Source organism: Geothrix sp. 21YS21S-4 (assembly GCF_030845995.1).
In the GTDB taxonomy this organism is placed as follows: domain Bacteria; phylum Acidobacteriota; class Holophagae; order Holophagales; family Holophagaceae; genus Geothrix.
In genome coordinates this window covers 1,011,746-1,027,457 of sequence record NZ_CP132719.1, presented here as the reverse complement: position 1 = coordinate 1,027,457, position 15,712 = coordinate 1,011,746, and the positions used below count along the sequence as shown (strand labels likewise).

Annotated in this window: 16 protein-coding genes and 2 tRNA genes; 9 read left to right on the top strand and 9 right to left on the bottom strand. The window is 67.1% G+C overall.

The features are described 5' to 3' along the window. Positions 1 to 42 precede the first annotated feature (42 nt). Positions 43 to 390 carry a hypothetical protein gene (locus tag RAH39_RS04645; protein ID WP_306591637.1) on the bottom strand — a complete coding sequence of 116 codons (348 nt, stop codon included), beginning with the start codon at positions 388 to 390 and terminating at the stop codon, positions 43 to 45. A gap of 89 nt (positions 391 to 479) precedes the next feature. Next, positions 480 to 1,559: a DUF2891 domain-containing protein gene (locus tag RAH39_RS04640; protein WP_306591636.1), complete on the bottom strand. Its 1,080-nt coding sequence runs from the start codon at positions 1,557 to 1,559 to the stop codon at positions 480 to 482. Positions 1,560 to 1,611: 52 nt separating this feature from the next. Here RAH39_RS04640 and RAH39_RS04635 point away from each other — a divergent pair. From RAH39_RS04635 to RAH39_RS04615, 5 genes are all read left to right on the top strand, one after another. After that, a tRNA-Ser gene (locus RAH39_RS04635) sits at positions 1,612 to 1,701 on the top strand. 176 nt (positions 1,702 to 1,877) lie between these two features. Next, entirely contained in the window at positions 1,878 to 2,501 is a 624-nt protein-coding gene (locus RAH39_RS04630; RefSeq protein WP_306591635.1) for a TetR/AcrR family transcriptional regulator, read from the top strand. A 113-nt stretch (positions 2,502 to 2,614) separates the two neighbouring features. Then, the gene (locus RAH39_RS04625) at positions 2,615 to 3,688 is read left to right on the top strand and encodes an HlyD family secretion protein (protein ID WP_306591634.1); all 1,074 of its coding nucleotides are present in this window, start codon (positions 2,615 to 2,617) and stop codon (positions 3,686 to 3,688) included. Further along, positions 3,685 to 4,683, top strand: a complete 999-nt coding sequence (locus RAH39_RS04620) for an ABC transporter ATP-binding protein (RefSeq protein WP_306591633.1) — start codon at positions 3,685 to 3,687, stop codon at positions 4,681 to 4,683. The genes RAH39_RS04625 and RAH39_RS04620 overlap by 4 nt, the downstream gene beginning before the upstream one ends. After that, positions 4,680 to 5,792, top strand: a complete 1,113-nt coding sequence (locus RAH39_RS04615; protein WP_306591632.1) for an ABC transporter permease — start codon at positions 4,680 to 4,682, stop codon at positions 5,790 to 5,792. Before RAH39_RS04620 ends, RAH39_RS04615 begins: the two co-directional genes overlap by 4 nt. A 26-nt stretch (positions 5,793 to 5,818) precedes the next feature. Here the strand turns inward: RAH39_RS04615 and RAH39_RS04610 are convergent, their stop codons facing one another. Genes RAH39_RS04610 through RAH39_RS04600 form a run of 3 tightly spaced genes read right to left on the bottom strand, consistent with a single transcriptional unit; the run spans position 5,819 to position 7,706 of the window. Further along, positions 5,819 to 6,130 carry a DUF1634 domain-containing protein gene (locus RAH39_RS04610; RefSeq protein WP_306591631.1) on the bottom strand — a complete coding sequence of 104 codons (312 nt, stop codon included), beginning with the start codon at positions 6,128 to 6,130 and terminating at the stop codon, positions 5,819 to 5,821. Beyond that, a complete protein-coding gene (locus RAH39_RS04605) occupies positions 6,127 to 6,963 on the bottom strand; it encodes a sulfite exporter TauE/SafE family protein (RefSeq protein ID WP_306591630.1) in 837 nt (278 codons plus the stop codon). Before RAH39_RS04605 ends, RAH39_RS04610 begins: the two co-directional genes overlap by 4 nt. Then, positions 6,960 to 7,706 carry a GntR family transcriptional regulator gene (locus RAH39_RS04600; protein ID WP_306591629.1) on the bottom strand — a complete coding sequence of 249 codons (747 nt, stop codon included), beginning with the start codon at positions 7,704 to 7,706 and terminating at the stop codon, positions 6,960 to 6,962. Before RAH39_RS04600 ends, RAH39_RS04605 begins: the two co-directional genes overlap by 4 nt. A 118-nt stretch (positions 7,707 to 7,824) precedes the next feature. Between RAH39_RS04600 and RAH39_RS04595 the strand changes: the two genes are divergently transcribed. From RAH39_RS04595 to RAH39_RS04585, 3 genes are all read left to right on the top strand, one after another. Continuing rightward, the gene (locus RAH39_RS04595) at positions 7,825 to 8,478 is read left to right on the top strand and encodes an MBL fold metallo-hydrolase (protein WP_306591628.1); all 654 of its coding nucleotides are present in this window, start codon (positions 7,825 to 7,827) and stop codon (positions 8,476 to 8,478) included. 94 nt (positions 8,479 to 8,572) lie between these two features. Then, positions 8,573 to 10,027: an aminoacyl-histidine dipeptidase gene (locus tag RAH39_RS04590; RefSeq protein ID WP_306591627.1), complete on the top strand. Its 1,455-nt coding sequence runs from the start codon at positions 8,573 to 8,575 to the stop codon at positions 10,025 to 10,027. A gap of 76 nt (positions 10,028 to 10,103) precedes the next feature. After that, positions 10,104 to 10,194: transfer RNA gene (locus RAH39_RS04585), tRNA-Ser, on the top strand. Positions 10,195 to 10,276: 82 nt separating this feature from the next. Here the strand turns inward: RAH39_RS04585 and RAH39_RS04580 are convergent. Genes RAH39_RS04580 through RAH39_RS04570 form a run of 3 tightly spaced genes read right to left on the bottom strand, consistent with a single transcriptional unit; the run spans position 10,277 to position 12,988 of the window. Then, positions 10,277 to 11,050, bottom strand: a complete 774-nt coding sequence (locus RAH39_RS04580; RefSeq protein WP_306591626.1) for a class I SAM-dependent DNA methyltransferase — start codon at positions 11,048 to 11,050, stop codon at positions 10,277 to 10,279. A 52-nt stretch (positions 11,051 to 11,102) separates the two neighbouring features. Further along, the gene (locus RAH39_RS04575) at positions 11,103 to 11,519 is read right to left on the bottom strand and encodes a GNAT family N-acetyltransferase (protein ID WP_306591625.1); all 417 of its coding nucleotides are present in this window, start codon (positions 11,517 to 11,519) and stop codon (positions 11,103 to 11,105) included. 2 nt (positions 11,520 to 11,521) lie between these two features. Beyond that, entirely contained in the window at positions 11,522 to 12,988 is a 1,467-nt protein-coding gene (locus tag RAH39_RS04570) for an aminotransferase-like domain-containing protein (RefSeq protein WP_306591624.1), read from the bottom strand. A gap of 402 nt (positions 12,989 to 13,390) precedes the next feature. Between RAH39_RS04570 and RAH39_RS04565 the strand changes: the two genes are divergently transcribed. Next, complete coding sequence (locus RAH39_RS04565) at positions 13,391 to 13,762, top strand: hypothetical protein (protein WP_306591623.1); 372 nt, start codon at positions 13,391 to 13,393, stop codon at positions 13,760 to 13,762. Between the two features lie 72 nt (positions 13,763 to 13,834). On the opposite strand, the gene RAH39_RS04560 is transcribed toward RAH39_RS04565, so the two are convergent. Next, the gene (locus RAH39_RS04560) at positions 13,835 to 15,667 is read right to left on the bottom strand and encodes an acyl-CoA dehydrogenase (protein ID WP_306591622.1); all 1,833 of its coding nucleotides are present in this window, start codon (positions 15,665 to 15,667) and stop codon (positions 13,835 to 13,837) included. Positions 15,668 to 15,712: the final 45 nt, after the last annotated feature.

Sequence of the window (15,712 nt, the reverse complement as noted above, 5' to 3'; positions counted from 1 at the left end):
CCGCTCCTGGATCTGCGACGCTTTATCAGGTTCTTTTTTCGCTCAGACCAGCGCGATCAGGACCTTGCCCAACCCCATCGGAATGCGCTTCCCCACCACTTCCCCGGCGAGGGTCTTGAACAGGAGGGACGCCAGTTTCGGCGGCGCCGCGGGCTTCGCGGCGGAGGGCCGGCCGGCCAGAACGCCCATGGCGACCATCTCGTTGAGGATCCACTCTCCGCGCCCTTCCGCCGGCACGTAGGTGATCAGCAGAGAGCCCGCCGCCGCGTTGAACGTGGCGCTCTCCACGCCCTCGAGGGCGCGCAGGGCTTCGAGATGCCGTTGAGGCTGGCGCAGGCCCGCGCCCTTGATACGCAATCTGCCCGGGATGTGATGGATGTAATCGCGCATTGGGAGGCCCCGCTGGGCCAAATAATGAGACACAGTCTCTAGACGCGCAAGCAAATCTTCCGGCGATGTGATCCAGGGCACCGAAGGGCTCATTTCTCCTCGGCCCGGGCCTCCTCCAGCATCCGGACCGCGAAGGTGGCGAGCCAGTGCTCCCCCTCGTAGCTGCCGCTGGCCAAGTGGGGCAGCGACGCCTGCGAATGGCGCTCGGCCGACCGCATCAGGGCCGCCCGCCGGGGATCCTTCGGCCCGAACGTCCGGGCCAGCGCATACAGGGCCCGCGCCCGGCTGAGATTCAGCCCGTCCAGGTGCACGATCTTGGGATCCGTGCGGTCCGAGACCTCCGCCGGGGCGAGGCCGCTGGGCAGCCCCGGGAGGAAGCCGTCGAGCCAAGCCGCGAACCGGCGCGGGGGCAGGACCTTCGCCATCAGGGCCGCCTCTTCCAGGCAGGGCGACAGGAAGTCCTCCCCGCCCGGCTCCCACACCAACGGACCCCGGCGATCCTTTCCGAACCAGGTCCGCGCCCGGTCGAGAAGGACCGCCTCCAGCGGGCCGTCATTCGCCGCCCGCGCGTAATCCAGGGCCAGATCCAGACTGAAGGCCGAATTGGGATGAACCCCGGTGCGGATCGGATAGGTCTGCTTCGGCAGGAACTCCAGGTACACGGCGGCCACCCGGTCCGCCAGCGGCTGCAGCGCCGCGGCCCAGCGCTGGGCTTCGGGCGCGTCCCAGCTCCTCAGTTCCGCCGCCAGCTTGAGCAGCCAGGCCCACCCGTAGGTGCGCTCGAAACTGCGGCGGCCCGGCTGCGCGAAATAGGCCACCTCCGCAGCGATGGATTCCGGCGTCAGATTCTCGTCCAATACCGCCCGGATGTCGGCCGCGCGCGCCATCCCGGGGTGGGTCCGCAGCAGCCGGACCAGCATCCAGTGGCCGTGCACCGAAGAATGCCAGTCGAAGCAGCCGTAGAAGGCCGGATGGAGCGCCCGGGGCGATTGGACCTCCGCAGCGCCGTTCATCACGTGGTCCAGCTTGTTCGGATATTCCTGCCGCGCGCACCTCAGCGCCAGCGCCGCGAACCGGTCCGCCGCCCCATCCGTCAGCCCCGCGTCCCCCTGCCCCGCCGCCGCCACGCATACCGCCGCCGCCAGCCCCAGCCGCCACCTCGAAGCCATCCCGACCTCCCGCGCTGGATTCTAGCCCCCGGTTTGCTAGACTGGACGATCCGGAGAGATGGCCGAGCGGTTGAAGGCGCCTGACTCGAAATCAGGTTTGGGGGTGACCTCAACGGGGGTTCGAATCCCTCTCTCTCCGCCAGACTGCGCCCCGCTCTGCGGGGCGTTTTCGTGGGATGGGGCACAGCCCTGAGCCCTCCGAGAACCCCTCTCTCCACCTACAAATATTCATTTGAATAGAGTTGAAAATTTATTTTCTCCATCTTGAAATGAGCGAATGTTCGTTTATTATTGATAAAGCGAGGAACGAGAGAGACGATGCGCCCCAGAGACCAAGCCAAAATCGAGAAGATCCGCCGGTGCGCGCTTGAGCTGCTCGTACTCGAGGGCTTCGACGGGTTTTCGATGCAGAAGCTGGCCAAGGCCGCGGGGGTGTCTCCCGCCACGCTCTACATCTACTTCAAGGACAAAGAGGACCTGATCTTCCAGCTCTGGCAGGAGCAGGTCACGGCGTGGAGCGAACTCCAGCTGGCGGGCTTCGTTCCGGAGGCGCCGTTCGAAGCGGAACTCTGGCGGCAGTGGAACAACCGAGTCCTCTTTTTCCAGCAGCACCCTCTGGAATGGCAGTTCGTCCAGCAGGTGAGGCACTCGCCGCTTCACGAGAAGCACATGGGCCGGATGCCCGCGGCCCTGGCTGAAATCGCGATGACCTACGTCCTGGAAGCCATCAAGCGGGGGGAACTGACCGATTTCGGCCTGGGCCCGTCCGTCCACGAGAACTTCCCCCGGGACCTCTACTGGTCGCTCGCCTACGGGCCCCTCTATTCCATGCTGAGGTGGGTGCCGGACCGGTCGAAGCCCCTGCATGAAAGTCCCGCGCAGGTCGATGGCCTCCTCATTGAGAAGGCGTTCGCCTGCGTCATCAAGGGGCTTCGTCCCTAAGCTCCATCGACTCTCGCCAACTCGATCCACCGGCCCTCCATTCGGGGTGGGCGGCCTGGGGCTCGCGTAGGCAGCCTTACAACCCACCCGTCAATCCATGTTCGGAGCTAGCCATGAATCTGCTTGGCAACAGGAAGCGTCTGTACGGAATCGCCCTCACCCTTGTCGCGCTTGGTGTCGCGGCAGGCACGTATACGGCGTTCCACGTCTCGGATCTGAACCTGGTCGGCACCGTGGACGCCCACCAGGTGCTGGTGAGTCCCCAAGTCACGGGCCGGGTCGAGAAGCTGTTCGTGGGAGAGGGCCAGGAAGTTCAGGCGGGCGAGCTGATCGCCCTCCTGGAAGGCCGCGAGTTGGCTGCGGCCCACGATTCCAGCAGCGCCCAGGCGGGAAGCCTCGAAAGCCAGTTGCAGGCGGCCCAGGCTTCGGCCCTGAGCACCCTGGGGGAAGTCACCAGCGGCGTGGCCAATGCCGGGGCCGCCCTGGACATGGCCGTGGCTTCCTCCGCGGAAGCCGCCGCGAACCGGAAACGCCAGGAGGGCCTCACGCAACGCACAATCGCCCTCGCTCGGCAGGGGGCGATGTCGCTCCAGGACCAGGAGACCGCGCAGCAGAGCCTGGAAGCCCTTCAGGCCCGCGAGCGGTCCGCGGAGAAGGCCGTGGAACAGGCCAAGGCCGCCCTCCAGGCCGCGAAATCGCGGGAGTTCCAGGCCCAGGCGGCCAGGCGGACCGTGACCTCGGTGGAAGGCCAACTGCGGTCGGCCCGGGCCGTGACTTCCGAATCGGAGGCCAGGTTGGGCTACACGCGGCTCCACGCCCCCGTGAGCGGACGGATCTCGACCGTGGTGGTCCGCGAAGGCGAAGTGGTCTCGGCGGGCGCTCCGGTGGTCGCGCTCGTGGACCTCAGCCAGACCTGGGTCTACGTCTCCCTTCCCGAGACCGAAGCCGACCACGTGAAGGTCGGCGACGTGCTGGCGGTGCGGATGCCGGGCGGGTCGCGCATCGACGGGCGCGTGATCGCCAAGGCGACGGAAGCGGAGTTCGCGACCCAGCGGGATGTGAGCAGCGAGAAACGGGACATCCGCTGCATCCGCCTCAAGCTCCTCATTCCCAACCCGGGCGGCCGGTTCGTCCCCGGCATGACCGCGGAAGCGGTGATTCCGGCCTCGATGCGGAGGCGGGGATGACTTCCGTCGATCCCGGTTCCATTCACGTGAACCACGTGGTGAAGCGCTTCGGGGGGTTCGAGGCCGTCAAGGGCGTGAGCTTCCACGTGAACCCCGGAGAGGTGCTGGGGTTGCTTGGCCCCAACGGCGCGGGCAAGAGCACCCTGATCCGGATGATGACAGCGCTGATGCCCCTCACGGCAGGCGAGGTCCTCATCGACGGGCACAGCGTCACCGCCGCTCCCGACGCCGTCAGGAAGAGCATCGGCGTGCTCCCCCAGGCGATGACCAGCGACACCGATCTCACCGTGGAGGAGAACCTCTCCATCTACGCGAAGCTGTACGGCGTCGGGAGCGCCCCCCGGAAGAAAAACATCGAGGAGCTGCTCGAGGCCGTCGACCTGGTGCCCAAGCGCAAGGCCATGGTGAAGACGCTGTCGGGAGGCATGCGCCGCCGCATGGAGATCGCCCGGGGACTGATCCACAGCCCCAAGGTCTTCTTCCTCGACGAGCCCACCACCGGCCTGGATCCCGTGTCGCGCGTGCGCGTCTGGGAACTCCTCAAGCGGCTCAATCAGGAGCGCGGCATCACCATGCTCCTGACCACCCACTACATGGACGAGGCGGACTTCCTCTGCGGTCGGATCGCCATCGTGGACCAGGGAACGCTCGTGGCGCTGGATACGGCGAACAACCTCAAAAAGAGCGTCCCCGGCGGAACGCTCGTGGAAGTGGCGTTCAAATCCGCGCCGCCGCAGTGGCTGTCGGAGTTGGGGAGGCTTCCGGAGATTCAGGATCTGAGGCAACTCGAGGACGCCACGTTCCAACTGCGCGCCCGGAACGGCTCGAAGACCATCACCGATCTCCTGGACCTGTCCCTGCGGTCGGGCGTGGAACTGGCATCCATCGCGGTCAAACCGACGACGCTGGACGACGTCTTCGTCCACTTCACAGGGCACGTGATCGCCGACAAGGGCCAGGGCGCTTCCCACGGGCGCCGGAAGGAGGGCCCATGATGGGCATGCTCGCCATCGCGGAGCGGGAGCTCCGCAAGTTCTTCCATTCGCCGGTGCTACTCTACGTCGCGCTTCTGGGCCCGCTGATTCAGCTCCTCCTGATGGGCAACGCCTTCGGGGGAAAGGTCGTCAAGTGCCCCGTCGGGATCGTGGACCTGGACCGGGGGAGCCAGTCCGTCCGACTCAGGACGGCGCTGCAATCCGTCTCCGTCAACGCCGACACGTTCCGGACGACGGACATCGAAAACGAGGAGGTCGCCCAACGGGCAGTGGCGACCGGAAAGCTGAAAGCCGCCATCATCATCCCCGCCCAATTCAGCGCGCGGACCCTGAAGGGGGACGCCCCGCGGCTCGGGCTCGTCATCGACAACAGCGACGCCTTCGTGAGCGCGGCCCTCGGCCAGAAGATGCAGGAGGTCGTCACCGCCCTGAATGCGCCGGCTTTCGCGCCGCGGCTGTCCTCCGAGATCACCCTCGACACCGTGGAGGTCTTTCCCTACATCCGCTACATCCGGTTCCTGCTGCCGGGGATCATCTCCCTGTCGATCTTCGTGTCCGTGATGATCGGCGGCGGAATGCTCTACAACGAGGACCGGATGCGGGGCGTGCACGAAGGATTCCTGGTGACGCCTATCCGCAGCATCGACATGGTCGGCGGGATGGTGCTCGCGGGCACGGTGAAAGCGAGCATCTGCGGGCTGCTGGTCGCCATCTTCGGCTCCGCCCTGGACGGCGTGAACCTGCTGCTCCATCCCCTCTCGCTGGCGTGGGTGGTGCTGCTGATCCTGACCGCCGGTTTCGCGTTCAATGCGCTCATGTTCCTGCTGATGGGCCAACTCGACGATCCGATGACGCCCAAGGTGCTCTCGGGCCTGCTCAACACGCTGCTGTACTTCTCGAGCGGAGCCATCTATCCGCTGGAGGCCTTTCCGGGCTGGCTTCGCCTGATTTCCCGCATCAACCCCATGACCTACGCCGTCCACGGGCTTCGCGCGGTGCTGCTCAGGCACGTGGGCCTGGCCACCGTGGGCTTGGATGTCCTCGTCCTGGCGCTGATCGGAACGGGAGCGCTGCACCTCGCCGCCCGCACCTTCCGGAGAACGCTCTGAGCCCTGAACGAATGGGCTTCAGCGCCCTATTCCACCAGCCCGAACTTCACGCCGGCGGCGAGGGAGCACAGGACGACCAGGCAGAAGGCGACGTACAGCCAGTCCTTCTCCTTCACGAAGACGATGGCGGCGACGAGGACGCGCAGGACCGGCGTCAGGAGCAGGGCGATCAGCCCCGCCGTCATCAGGCTCTTCCCGACGGGGGCGCCGGTGGCCGCCATCACGCCGAGACCCAGCGCCAGCAGCGCCGCGGCGACGATGGAACCGATACGCAGGCACCGGGCCAGGATCAGCTCGATCATCATGTGAGGGGTAGCGGCGTTTGCAGAATCGCTCATGGGCGCACCAGACCTTTGTAGATCATCACGACGGCCGTATAGGCCACCAGGGGAATGAAGAGCTTGCGCACGGTGGCCGCCTTCAGCCGGACCATCAGCCGCGCGCCGATCAGGGCGCCGAGAAGGACGCCGAGCACGACGGGCCCCGTGATCAGCGGATCCACGTCGCCACGGACGAAGTAGACCACCGCGCCCGAAGCCGCCGTCACGCCGATCATGAAGTTGGAAGTGGCGGTGGAGACCTTAAAGGGCAGGCCCATTACCTGGTCCATGGCCGGCACCTTGAAGATGCCCGCGCCGATCCCCAGGAGGCCGGCGGCGGCCCCCGAGAAGTACATGATGATCAGGCCCGGGATGCTCCGCGTGACCTCGTAGTCCACCTGCCGGTTGAGCACCTGGTCGTGGTACGACCCGCCCAGTCGCAGGGCCTTCGAAACCCGGTCGGGCACCACGTCCCGGAGCAGCTCGGCGCTGCGCGTCCGGAACATGTTCCAGCCCGAATAGGCGAGCAGGCCGCCGAACAGGAGGAACAGCAGCCGTTGGTTGACGAAGCCAGCGACCAGCGCGCCCGTGAGGGCCCCGGTGGCGGTGCCCATCTCCAGCCACATGGCCACCCGCACGTTCGACAGGCGGTCCTGGAGGTAGGCCACCGCGGCCCCCGTGGACGTGGCGATGATGGAGACGGTCGACGCGGCGACGGCGGTGCGCATGGAGACGCCGAAGATGAGCGTCAGGACGGGCACGATGATGATGCCGCCCCCCAGGCCCAGCATCGCGCCGGCCGTGCCGGCGAAGATGGCGATGAGGAAGATGCTGACGGTCATCAGGATCATGGTCTCGCTCCCATTCGTCTCAGTTCGATGTCGTACTCGTAGCGATCCGCGCGATACAGCGTCCGGAACCACACCAGCGGCTGGGAATCCTCCCCGTGCAGGATGCGGCTCACCCGCAGGACGGCCTCTCCGCTGCGGATGCCCAGGAGACGGGCCTCCTGGGACCCGGCCTTCATGGCCCCGATCCTCTGCCGGCCGAAGCGGGGCATGAGGCCGTGGCGGATCAGCAGCGGGATCATCCCCTCGGCTTTCGCGAGGGCCCTGGTCAGCCCGATCCCGAGGTCGCAGGGGAGCCAGACGGTCGAGAGCATGAGCGGCAGGTCGTCCACGGAGACGAGCCGATGCACGTACCACCCCTCGGAGCCCGGACGCCGCTGCAGCGCCTCCGCGACATCGTCGTCCATGGTCCGGGTTTCCAACGCCAGCACCTCGATCCGGGGATCCAGCCCCCGCCCCTGCAGCTCCTCGATGTGCCCGGTCAGGCTGGCCAGGGATTCGGTGATGGGCCGGTCCTCCTCGCCCGCCACGAAGGTGCCCCGCCCGTGCTTCCGGACGAGCCAGCCCGCCGCGACTAGATTCGTCAGGGCTTGGCGGATCGTGATCCGGCTGACGCCGTACTGCTCGATCAGGATCCGCTCCGGGGGGATGGCCTCGCCGACCTTCCACCGCCCGCGCCGGATCGCCTCGCGCAGGTGGTTTTCCACCTGGTGGTACAGCGGCATGCGGCTCTCGGGATCCAGCATCTCGCCCTCCTGGGCATGACGTTATAACAACATAACATCGCATTCGCCATCCGTCAAGCCCGCTCCGCCGAAGATCCCCTTGGGCCGGCCGCATAATGGCCTCTCACGCGGAGGCTCCATGCGGTTCATCTTCGAGCAGCTGCGGCTGGGGGGCGATCGCAACTTCGGCTACCTGCTGGGGGACCGGGAGGCGGGAGAGGGCCTGCTGGTGGATCCGTCCTTCGATCCCGAGGCCGCCGTGGGACGGGCGGAGGCGCAGGGGCTGCGGATCCGGGGGATCCTCAACACGCACGGCCATGCGGATCACTCGAGCGGCAACGCGGCGGCCCGGGCGCTCACCGGGGCGCCGGTGATGGGCGGACCCGGACATCCCGGCGCCGTGGACGTCCTCTTGCGCGGCGGCGAGCGGATCGCGTTCGGCGCCTTCGGACTGAAGGTCTGGCACGTCCCGGGGCACTGCGCGGATCACCTGGCGTTCCTGGTAGAAGAAGAGAATGCCGGGCTGACCGGTGACCTCCTCTTCGTGGGCAAGGTCGGAGGCACCGCCAGCGATGCCGACGCCCGCACGGAGTGGGACAGCCTCCAGCGCCTGCTGCGGGAGTGGCCGCCGGAAACCACCGTGTGGCCCGGCCACGACTACGGCGCCCGGCCCAGCTCCACCCTGGCCTGGGAGCGGCGCTGCAACCCCTTCCTCCAGTGCGCGGACGCGGCGGCCTTCATCCGCCTAAAAGCCGAGTGGCCGACTTTCAAAGCCCGGCACGGTCTCCGCTGAAGCCGCCATCGTGACCGCGGTCACCCTGCGGCCGAAGGGCCCCCGGTAGCCTGGGAGGGTCCGGCGCCCCCGGGGCCCGGCGCATGGAGGCTCTGTGGACGCCCTGCTCGAAACCCTCGAACCCAAGACGATCTGGTCCTATTTCCTCGCCCTGTCGAAGATCCCGCGCGGATCCAAGCAGGAGCAGGCGGCGGCGCAGTGGGTGCTGGACCAGGCGAAGGGCCTGGGGCTCGATGCGGAGCAGGACGCCATCGGGAACGTCATCGTCCGCAAGCCGGCTACGGCGGGCCGCGAGCAGGCGCCCGTCACGGTCCTCCAGGCCCATGTGGACATGGTCTGCGAGAAAAACGAGGGTACCGTCCACGACTTCCTGAAGGACCCCATCCAGGTGGTGCGCGACGGCGACGTGCTGCGGGCCAAGGGCACCACCCTCGGCGCCGACAACGGCATCGGCGTGGCCGCGGCCCTGGCGGTGATGGCCGCCAAGGACATCGCCCACGGCCCCCTGGAATTCCTGATCACCATCGACGAGGAGACGGGCCTCACCGGCGCCGGCAACCTCCAGCCGGGCCTTCTCAAGGGCCGCTATTTCCTGAACCTCGACAGCGAGGAGGAGGGCGACCTCACCATCGGCTGCGCGGGCGGGATGGACACTGTCGCCACCCGCCGGCTGCGTCAGGTGGCGCCCGCGCCGGGCTCCAAGCCCTTCCGCGTGAAGGTGCTCGGGCTCAAGGGCGGGCACTCCGGCATGGAGATCCACCAGGGCCGGGGCAACGCGCTGCGCATCCTGGGCCAGATCCTGTTCCGCATCGTGCCCGCCTTCGATCTCCAGGTCGCCTCCTTCGCCGGCGGAAACAAGCGGAACGCCATCCCCCGCGAAGCTTCCGCCACGGTCTTCATGGCCCCCCAGCGGGAAGCCGCGCTCCGCGCCGCGCTGGCCACCCTCCAGAAGGAGATCCAGGACGAACTGGGCGCGTTCGATCCGGGCCTGACCCTCGACCTGAGCCCCGCCTCCGAGGCTCCCGCCCAGGCCTTCGCCGTCGAAGACGCGGAAGCCGTCGCCGACTTCCTCTTCGGGATGGTCCACGGCGTGGTCGCCATGAGCCCCGACATCCCCGGCCTGGTGCAGAGCTCCACCAACCTGGCCATGATCGCCACCCATGGCGACGAGGTCGAAGTCAGCCTGAGCCACCGCTCCTCCGTCGAAAGCGCCAAGTTCGCCATCGCGGACCGCGTCCAGGCCCTCTGCCGCCTCGCAGGCTTCGCCGTCAAGCGCGGCGACGGCTACCCCGGCTGGAAGCCCGAGCCCAATGCCTCGCTGGTGAAGGTGGTCACGGGGGTCCACGAGAAAGCCTTCGGCAAGCCCATGGCGATCAAGGCCATCCACGCCGGACTGGAATGCGGCCTCATCGGCGAGAAGTATCCCGCCATGGAGATGGTGTCCTTCGGCCCCAACATGTGGGACGTCCACACCCCCGACGAGCACGTCAGCATCCCCTCCGTCGGCAACTTCTGGAAGCTGCTGGTGGCCGTCCTCGAAGCCGTGTAGCTCGCCATTCACGGCCCTTGGCCCAGGCCCGGGGCCGTGCTAACCTTGCCGTTCCCGCGCCCCGGCGCGAAGCCCTGGAGAGTTGTCCGAGTGGCTGAAGGAGCACGATTGGAAATCGTGTAACGGTCAAAAGCCGTTCGGGGGTTCGAATCCCCCACTCTCCGCCAGTAGAAGCCCGCGAATCCATCTTTCGCGGGCTTTCTCGTCTTTCTGCGAAATTCTCTTGTTAAGGGGAATACGGCGGATAAATCAACACGGCCCAAACCGGGAGCCCCAGACCCGGCCCAGGGCGGCCGGGCGAGACGATGCCGCTGGGCGCTCCAGCACGTCGATGCGCCAGGGGGCCGTCGTCAACTCGCTGATCCATTCGAAAGGCTCGTCAGGGCGGCCCAGGGGCCGGTGGGCTTGGAGCCGGACCAAGCCCGCGGCACGGTAAAGGGCGAGATAGTCCCGCTCTGGACAGAAGATGTCAGCCACCGGGCGGGCATCCGCCACATCCTTCATCACGGTGAAGACCTCATCGCCCGGCAAGGGACGCTGATTCCCTTGGAAAGGCGCCGTCGAGAAGGAAGCCCACTCCATCCGGTAGAGCTCCTCGGAACTCACGAGGTTCAACAATCGGCCTCCAGGCTCCAGCAACCGCGCCAGGTGACCGATCAGCGCACCTTTCGCTTCCGGTCTGACGTTGTCGAAGGTGAAGGCCGAGAGGATCGTGGCGTAGCGCCCGTCCGCTAGCAGAGAGAGGTCGCCGTCCGGCACGCGGTGGTAGCTTCCCTCTGGATCCCGACTCCGGGCCTCGGCCAGCATGGCCTCGGAGATGTCGACGCCTTCGACCGCAAAGCCGAGTCGCTGAAGGAAACGGGTGGAGCGCCCTGCCCCGCACCCGAAATCCAGGGCCCGTCCGTTCGGCATGCCCAGCAGGCCGGGCAGGTCGCGGAAGGCCAGGTGGTAGGTGCCGGGAAAGGCCAGCTCGGCATAAGAGGCGGCCCGAGTTTCGTCGTCGTAGGCGTTGGCGAAGGCCATGGCGGCTCCAGGCGCGGCGGGGCCGCGCGAACGGAAGGGAGGAAGGAGGGTGTTAGCCCTGAAAGGGGCGATGGATCTGCATGAAGGCGGCCGGATCCTCCAGGGGCTCAAACCCGCAAGCGGCGTAGAGGCCGTGGGCGTCCCGAGTGACCAGGAGGATGCGGCGGAGGGTACGGACCTCCGGATGGTCCAGAAGGGCCCGCGTCATGGCGCGGCCCAGGCCCCGGCTGCGGTGAGCCTCATGGACCATGACGTCGGCGAGGTAGCCGAAGCTGGTGCGGTCCGTCACCAGACGAGCGCAGCCCACCTGTTCGGTGCCGTGAAAGGCGCCGATGGCCAAGCTGTGGGCGAAGGCCCGCTCCACCCGCTCGCGCCCGAGGCCCGGGGTCCAGTACGAGTGGCTGAGCAGGGCGTGGATCCGGTCGAACTGGAACCGCGCGGGATCGAAGGAGAGGTCGCATCGGTCCATGATCAGCTCCCGGCCTCCGCCAGCAGGGCCCGCAGGCCGCGGCCCAGGCGAGCCACGCCCTCGGCGATCTCCTCCTCGTCGAGGTTGGAGATGGAGAGGCGGAGGAAGTGACGGCCTTTCGGCGGCTCCGGAAAGAAGGCGTCCCCGCCGCGGACCGCCACGCCGAAGCGCCGGAGCCGGCCCTCCAGGTCGAAACCATCGGGAAGCCCGCGCACCTCCAGCCAGAGAAGGTAGCCGCCGCTGGGCGCCTCCCAGGACACATGGGCCGGATCCAGTTCCCGCCGCAATGCGGCGTGGGCCGTTTCCATCCGCCGGCGGAACCGCCGGTGGAGCCGGGCCAGATGCTGGTCGTAGTGCCCCTTCCGCAGGAAGTCCTCCAGGGCATCCTGCAGCAGCGGCGAAGGCCCCAGTTCGCCCGTGCGCCGGATCGCCGCCAGGGCCTCCACGCAGGGGCGAGCTCCCGCCAGCCAGCCCAGGCGGAGGCCCGGAAAAAGCACCTTCGAGAAGGTGCCTGCGTAGAGCACCAGGCCAGTCCGATCCATGGATTTCATGGGCAGGATGGGCCGCCCGAAGTACTTCATCTCCTCGGTGAAGCCGTCCTCCAGGATGGGAAGCGCCTGCTGCTCGCAGAGGGCCAGCAGCGTCTCGCGGGCGGCCTGGTCCAGACATCGGCCCGTGGGATTCTGAAAGCTGGGCATGAGGTACAGCAGAACGGGCCGCTCCTTCTGAATCAGGGTCTCCAGCGCCGGAAGATCCACGCCGCGGGGCCCTTCCGGCATCGCCAGGGCGCGGAGGCCGTGCAATTCCAGAAGGCTGAGCATCTGGTTGTAGGTGGGGGACTCCACCACCACCGCGTCCCCGGGCCGCGCCAGACCCCGCAGCGCCAGATCCAAAGCCTGCTGAGCCCCGTGGGTGATGAGCACCTCCTCGGGTCGTATCCGCACCCCGTGCTGCCCGAGGCGCTGAGCCAGGCAAGCCCGCAGCCCCGGCTGCCCCTGAGGGTCGCCATAGGACAGAGCCTCGGTTCCCTCGCGCCGGACCACGGCCCGGAGGGAGCGGGCGAAGGGCTCCACCGGCATCAGGCGCGGGTCCATGCTGAAATCGAGGAAGGAGATCGTGCCAGCATCCAGGGGGCGCTGGGCTGCCGGAATCCGTAGGCGGAGCGGCAAAGCCAGGCGCTCCGTCCAGGGAAAGGCGCCCCCTTCCTCGCGGCACGACTCCACCAATGCCTCGCGGAGGCGCACCCGCGGCTGAACGCCCGGGCGGAGATCTAGCCAACCCAGGGCCCACAGTTCCTGGTAGGCGGAGGCCACGGTGCCGCGGTGCAGGCCGAGCTGTTCCGCCAGCCGGCGCGTCGACGGCAGCCGTTCGCCGGCCTTCAGATGCCCCCGCTGGATGAGCCGCCGGATCTGCGCCACGATCTGGCGTCCTTTGGGCTCCTTTCCGGTCTCGCGCAGACGCAGCAGCATTCTCGACTCCAGGAGAGAAATTACCCTTCCTTGGCTGGCTAGGAATGGGCAGAAGCTACGAAAATTGATTCGACCAGTTGAATTCCATTCAGAAGCAGTTTCTTCCGCCCCTGATGACTTTCTTGCGACGAAGAAGCATTCGACTGGTCCAAAGAGGCTTGCCGATCATTCAAGGATTCCTTCCCCACCCAAACCGAATCCATAAGAAAAGGCTGATATGCGGATTTTTTGATTTCCCCATATCAGCAAATTCACGCGTCATTAAGAGTTGGTTGGCAAAGTTTGATCAAGGTAACTCTTCAGGTGGATTTCAAGGGAATGCAGCACAAACATTTCGAATTACATACAAAAAGATAATCTACTCATTGCATACGAGAATAATTTCGCATTTTAGAAGGCAGTATGAAGAAGTCCACCCTGACGTTGGTTTTGGCCGCAGCCTTCATCGGGCTGTTGAGCTTCGCCTGCGATAAGACAAGCAGCATCTCCGGCCAGCCGGCTCATTCCGCCGTGGTTTCCAAACTTGCAGGGACCTGGCAAAACGATCTGATGACCGTCAAGATCGACCTCCTGCAGGGAAAGTACGAAGGCATCGCGATGGGCGAGAAGTTTGATAAGAAGCTGACCATCGTGAAGGAAATTGGCAATGCGGTGGAATTCACCGTGGGAGAAGGGCCTGACAAAGCCGCGATCACGGCCCAGCTCCAGGAAGATGGTTCCCTCATCCTCACCAAGGAAGGGGGTATTCCCCTCATGATGAAGCGCGTGGGATAAGTCGCCAGTTTTATAAAAACGCCCCGGGGGTTCCGGGGCGTTTTTCATATCCGCTCCTGGGAGCTCCGACCTCTACAGCACCGCCTCCATCGCCGCGACCTCGCCCGCTTTGAGCGCCACCACCTGGGCGGCGACCTGCGGGAGGCCGCGGTGGGCGAAGAGGACGGCGGCTTGGATCTTGTTGTGGTAGAAGGCGGCGTCGGGGCTGGCTTCGAGGGTGGCGCGGCGGGCGGCGGCGTCCTCCGGATCGACGTTCCGCGCCTTCAGGAGGTCGGCGAGGCGCGCTTCGGCGGTGCGGGCCTGCTGGAGGAGGAAGGCGCCGCCCAGCACGTGGCCCAGCATGTCGAGGATGGGCACGGCGTTGAGGACGGTGAGCAGGACGCCGTTTTCGCGGGCGGGGATCTCCGTGAGCGCCTCCGCCAGGACCTTCGTCGCGGCGCCCAGCTGGCGGGCGGATCCGCCGAGGACGGGATCCGCGGCCAGAGACTGGGCCGTTTCCCCCGCCATCGCCAGAAGCTGCTTGAGGGGACGGCCGTCCTGCATCCGGAACTTGCGGCCCACCAGGTCAAGGGCCTGGATGCCGTTGGTGCCTTCGTAGATGGAGGCGATCTTGGAATCGCGCAGGTACTGCTCTGCCGGGTAGTCCATGGTGTAGCCGTAGCCGCCCAGGGTCTGGAGGGCCCACTCCGTGACGCGGAAGCCCCAATCCGAGCACCAGGCCTTACACACAGGTGTGAGGACCTCCACGAAGCCCTGGTGGCGCATCCCTGCTTCACCCTCCGCGGCGTGGGCCATGTCCATGCACCAGCCGGTGAAGGAGACGATGGCGCGCATGGCCTGGACGTAGGCCGCCTGCGTCAGCAGCGAGCGGCGGACGTCCGGATGCTGGACGATGGGCGCGGGCGCGCCGGCCTTCTCGGAGAACAGCTTGCCCTGGAGCCGCTCGCGGGCGTAGGCCAGGGCCGCTTTGTGCGCGGCGGAGGCGATCCCCAGGCCCTGGACGCCCACCTCGTAGCGGGCGGCATTCATCATCTGGAACATCAGGTTGAGGCCCTGGCCCTCCTCACCCAGCAGGAAGCCCCGGCTGCCGCCGTTGGCGCCGAACACGATACTGCAGGTGGGCGAGCCGTGGATGCCCAGCTTGTGCTCGATCCCGGCGCAGGCCACGTCGTTGGCTTCGCCCAGGGAGCCGTCGGGGTTCACCCGCACCTTGGGCACCACGAACAGGCTGAGGCCCTTGGGCCCGGTCGGCGCGCCCGGCACCCGCGCCAGGACGGCGTGGATGATGTTGGGCGTGAGGTCGTGGTCGCCGCTGGTGATGAAGATCTTCTCCCCGGTGATCAGGTAACTGCCGTCGGGCTGCCGCTCGGCCCTCGTCTTGATCTCGCCGAGGTCGCTGCCGGCGCCGGCTTCGGTGAGGCACATCGTCCCCGTCCATTCGCCGCTGAGCATCCGCTCGCAGTAGGTGGCCTTGAGGTCGTCGGTGCCGAAGGACTCGATGAGATGGGCGGCGCCGCGGCTGAGGAGAACCTGGAGGCCCAGGGCCGTGTTGGCGCCGAGGATGTACTCGCTGATCCCGGTGCCCACGGATTCCGGCAGGCCCATCCCGCCGAACTCGGGACTGACCGTGGGGCTGATCCAGCCTCCCTCCGCCAGGTCCCGGTAGGCCTCGGCAAACCCCTCGGGGAGGGTCACCCGGCCGCCGTCGAAGCGGGCGCCGATCCGGTCGCCGGCCTCATTGCAGGCGGCGACGCTGCCCCGGCTCACTTTCAGCGCCTCGTCCAGAACCATGTCCAGCTGGTCGCGGTCCACGTCGGGGTAGGCCTTCGAGCCGAGCACCGCGTCGAGATCCAGCCACTCGAACAGGTTGAACTTGATGTCGCGGGAATCGTCCAGGTACTTCATGGGACCTCCGGGGGGATGGTCCATTCTTCGCCGGGAATTCCCCTG

Excerpts from the sequence above, each read along its gene's own strand:
- RAH39_RS04645 (WP_306591637.1), bottom strand. The coding sequence starts at position 390 with ATGCGCGATTACATCCATCACATCCCGGGCAGATTGCGTATCAAGGGC.
- RAH39_RS04640 (WP_306591636.1), bottom strand. The coding sequence starts at position 1,559 with ATGGCTTCGAGGTGGCGGCTGGGGCTGGCGGCGGCGGTATGCGTGGCG.
- RAH39_RS04630 (WP_306591635.1), top strand. The coding sequence starts at position 1,878 with ATGCGCCCCAGAGACCAAGCCAAAATCGAGAAGATCCGCCGGTGCGCG.
- RAH39_RS04625 (WP_306591634.1), top strand. The coding sequence starts at position 2,615 with ATGAATCTGCTTGGCAACAGGAAGCGTCTGTACGGAATCGCCCTCACC.
- RAH39_RS04620 (WP_306591633.1), top strand. The coding sequence starts at position 3,685 with ATGACTTCCGTCGATCCCGGTTCCATTCACGTGAACCACGTGGTGAAG.
- RAH39_RS04615 (WP_306591632.1), top strand. The coding sequence starts at position 4,680 with ATGATGGGCATGCTCGCCATCGCGGAGCGGGAGCTCCGCAAGTTCTTC.
- RAH39_RS04610 (WP_306591631.1), bottom strand. The coding sequence starts at position 6,130 with ATGAGCGATTCTGCAAACGCCGCTACCCCTCACATGATGATCGAGCTG.
- RAH39_RS04605 (WP_306591630.1), bottom strand. The coding sequence starts at position 6,963 with ATGATCCTGATGACCGTCAGCATCTTCCTCATCGCCATCTTCGCCGGC.
- RAH39_RS04600 (WP_306591629.1), bottom strand. The coding sequence starts at position 7,706 with ATGCTGGATCCCGAGAGCCGCATGCCGCTGTACCACCAGGTGGAAAAC.
- RAH39_RS04595 (WP_306591628.1), top strand. The coding sequence starts at position 7,825 with ATGCGGTTCATCTTCGAGCAGCTGCGGCTGGGGGGCGATCGCAACTTC.
- RAH39_RS04580 (WP_306591626.1), bottom strand. The coding sequence starts at position 11,050 with ATGGCCTTCGCCAACGCCTACGACGACGAAACTCGGGCCGCCTCTTAT.
- RAH39_RS04575 (WP_306591625.1), bottom strand. The coding sequence starts at position 11,519 with ATGGACCGATGCGACCTCTCCTTCGATCCCGCGCGGTTCCAGTTCGAC.
- RAH39_RS04570 (WP_306591624.1), bottom strand. The coding sequence starts at position 12,988 with ATGCTGCTGCGTCTGCGCGAGACCGGAAAGGAGCCCAAAGGACGCCAG.
- RAH39_RS04565 (WP_306591623.1), top strand. The coding sequence starts at position 13,391 with ATGAAGAAGTCCACCCTGACGTTGGTTTTGGCCGCAGCCTTCATCGGG.
- RAH39_RS04560 (WP_306591622.1), bottom strand. The coding sequence starts at position 15,667 with ATGAAGTACCTGGACGATTCCCGCGACATCAAGTTCAACCTGTTCGAG.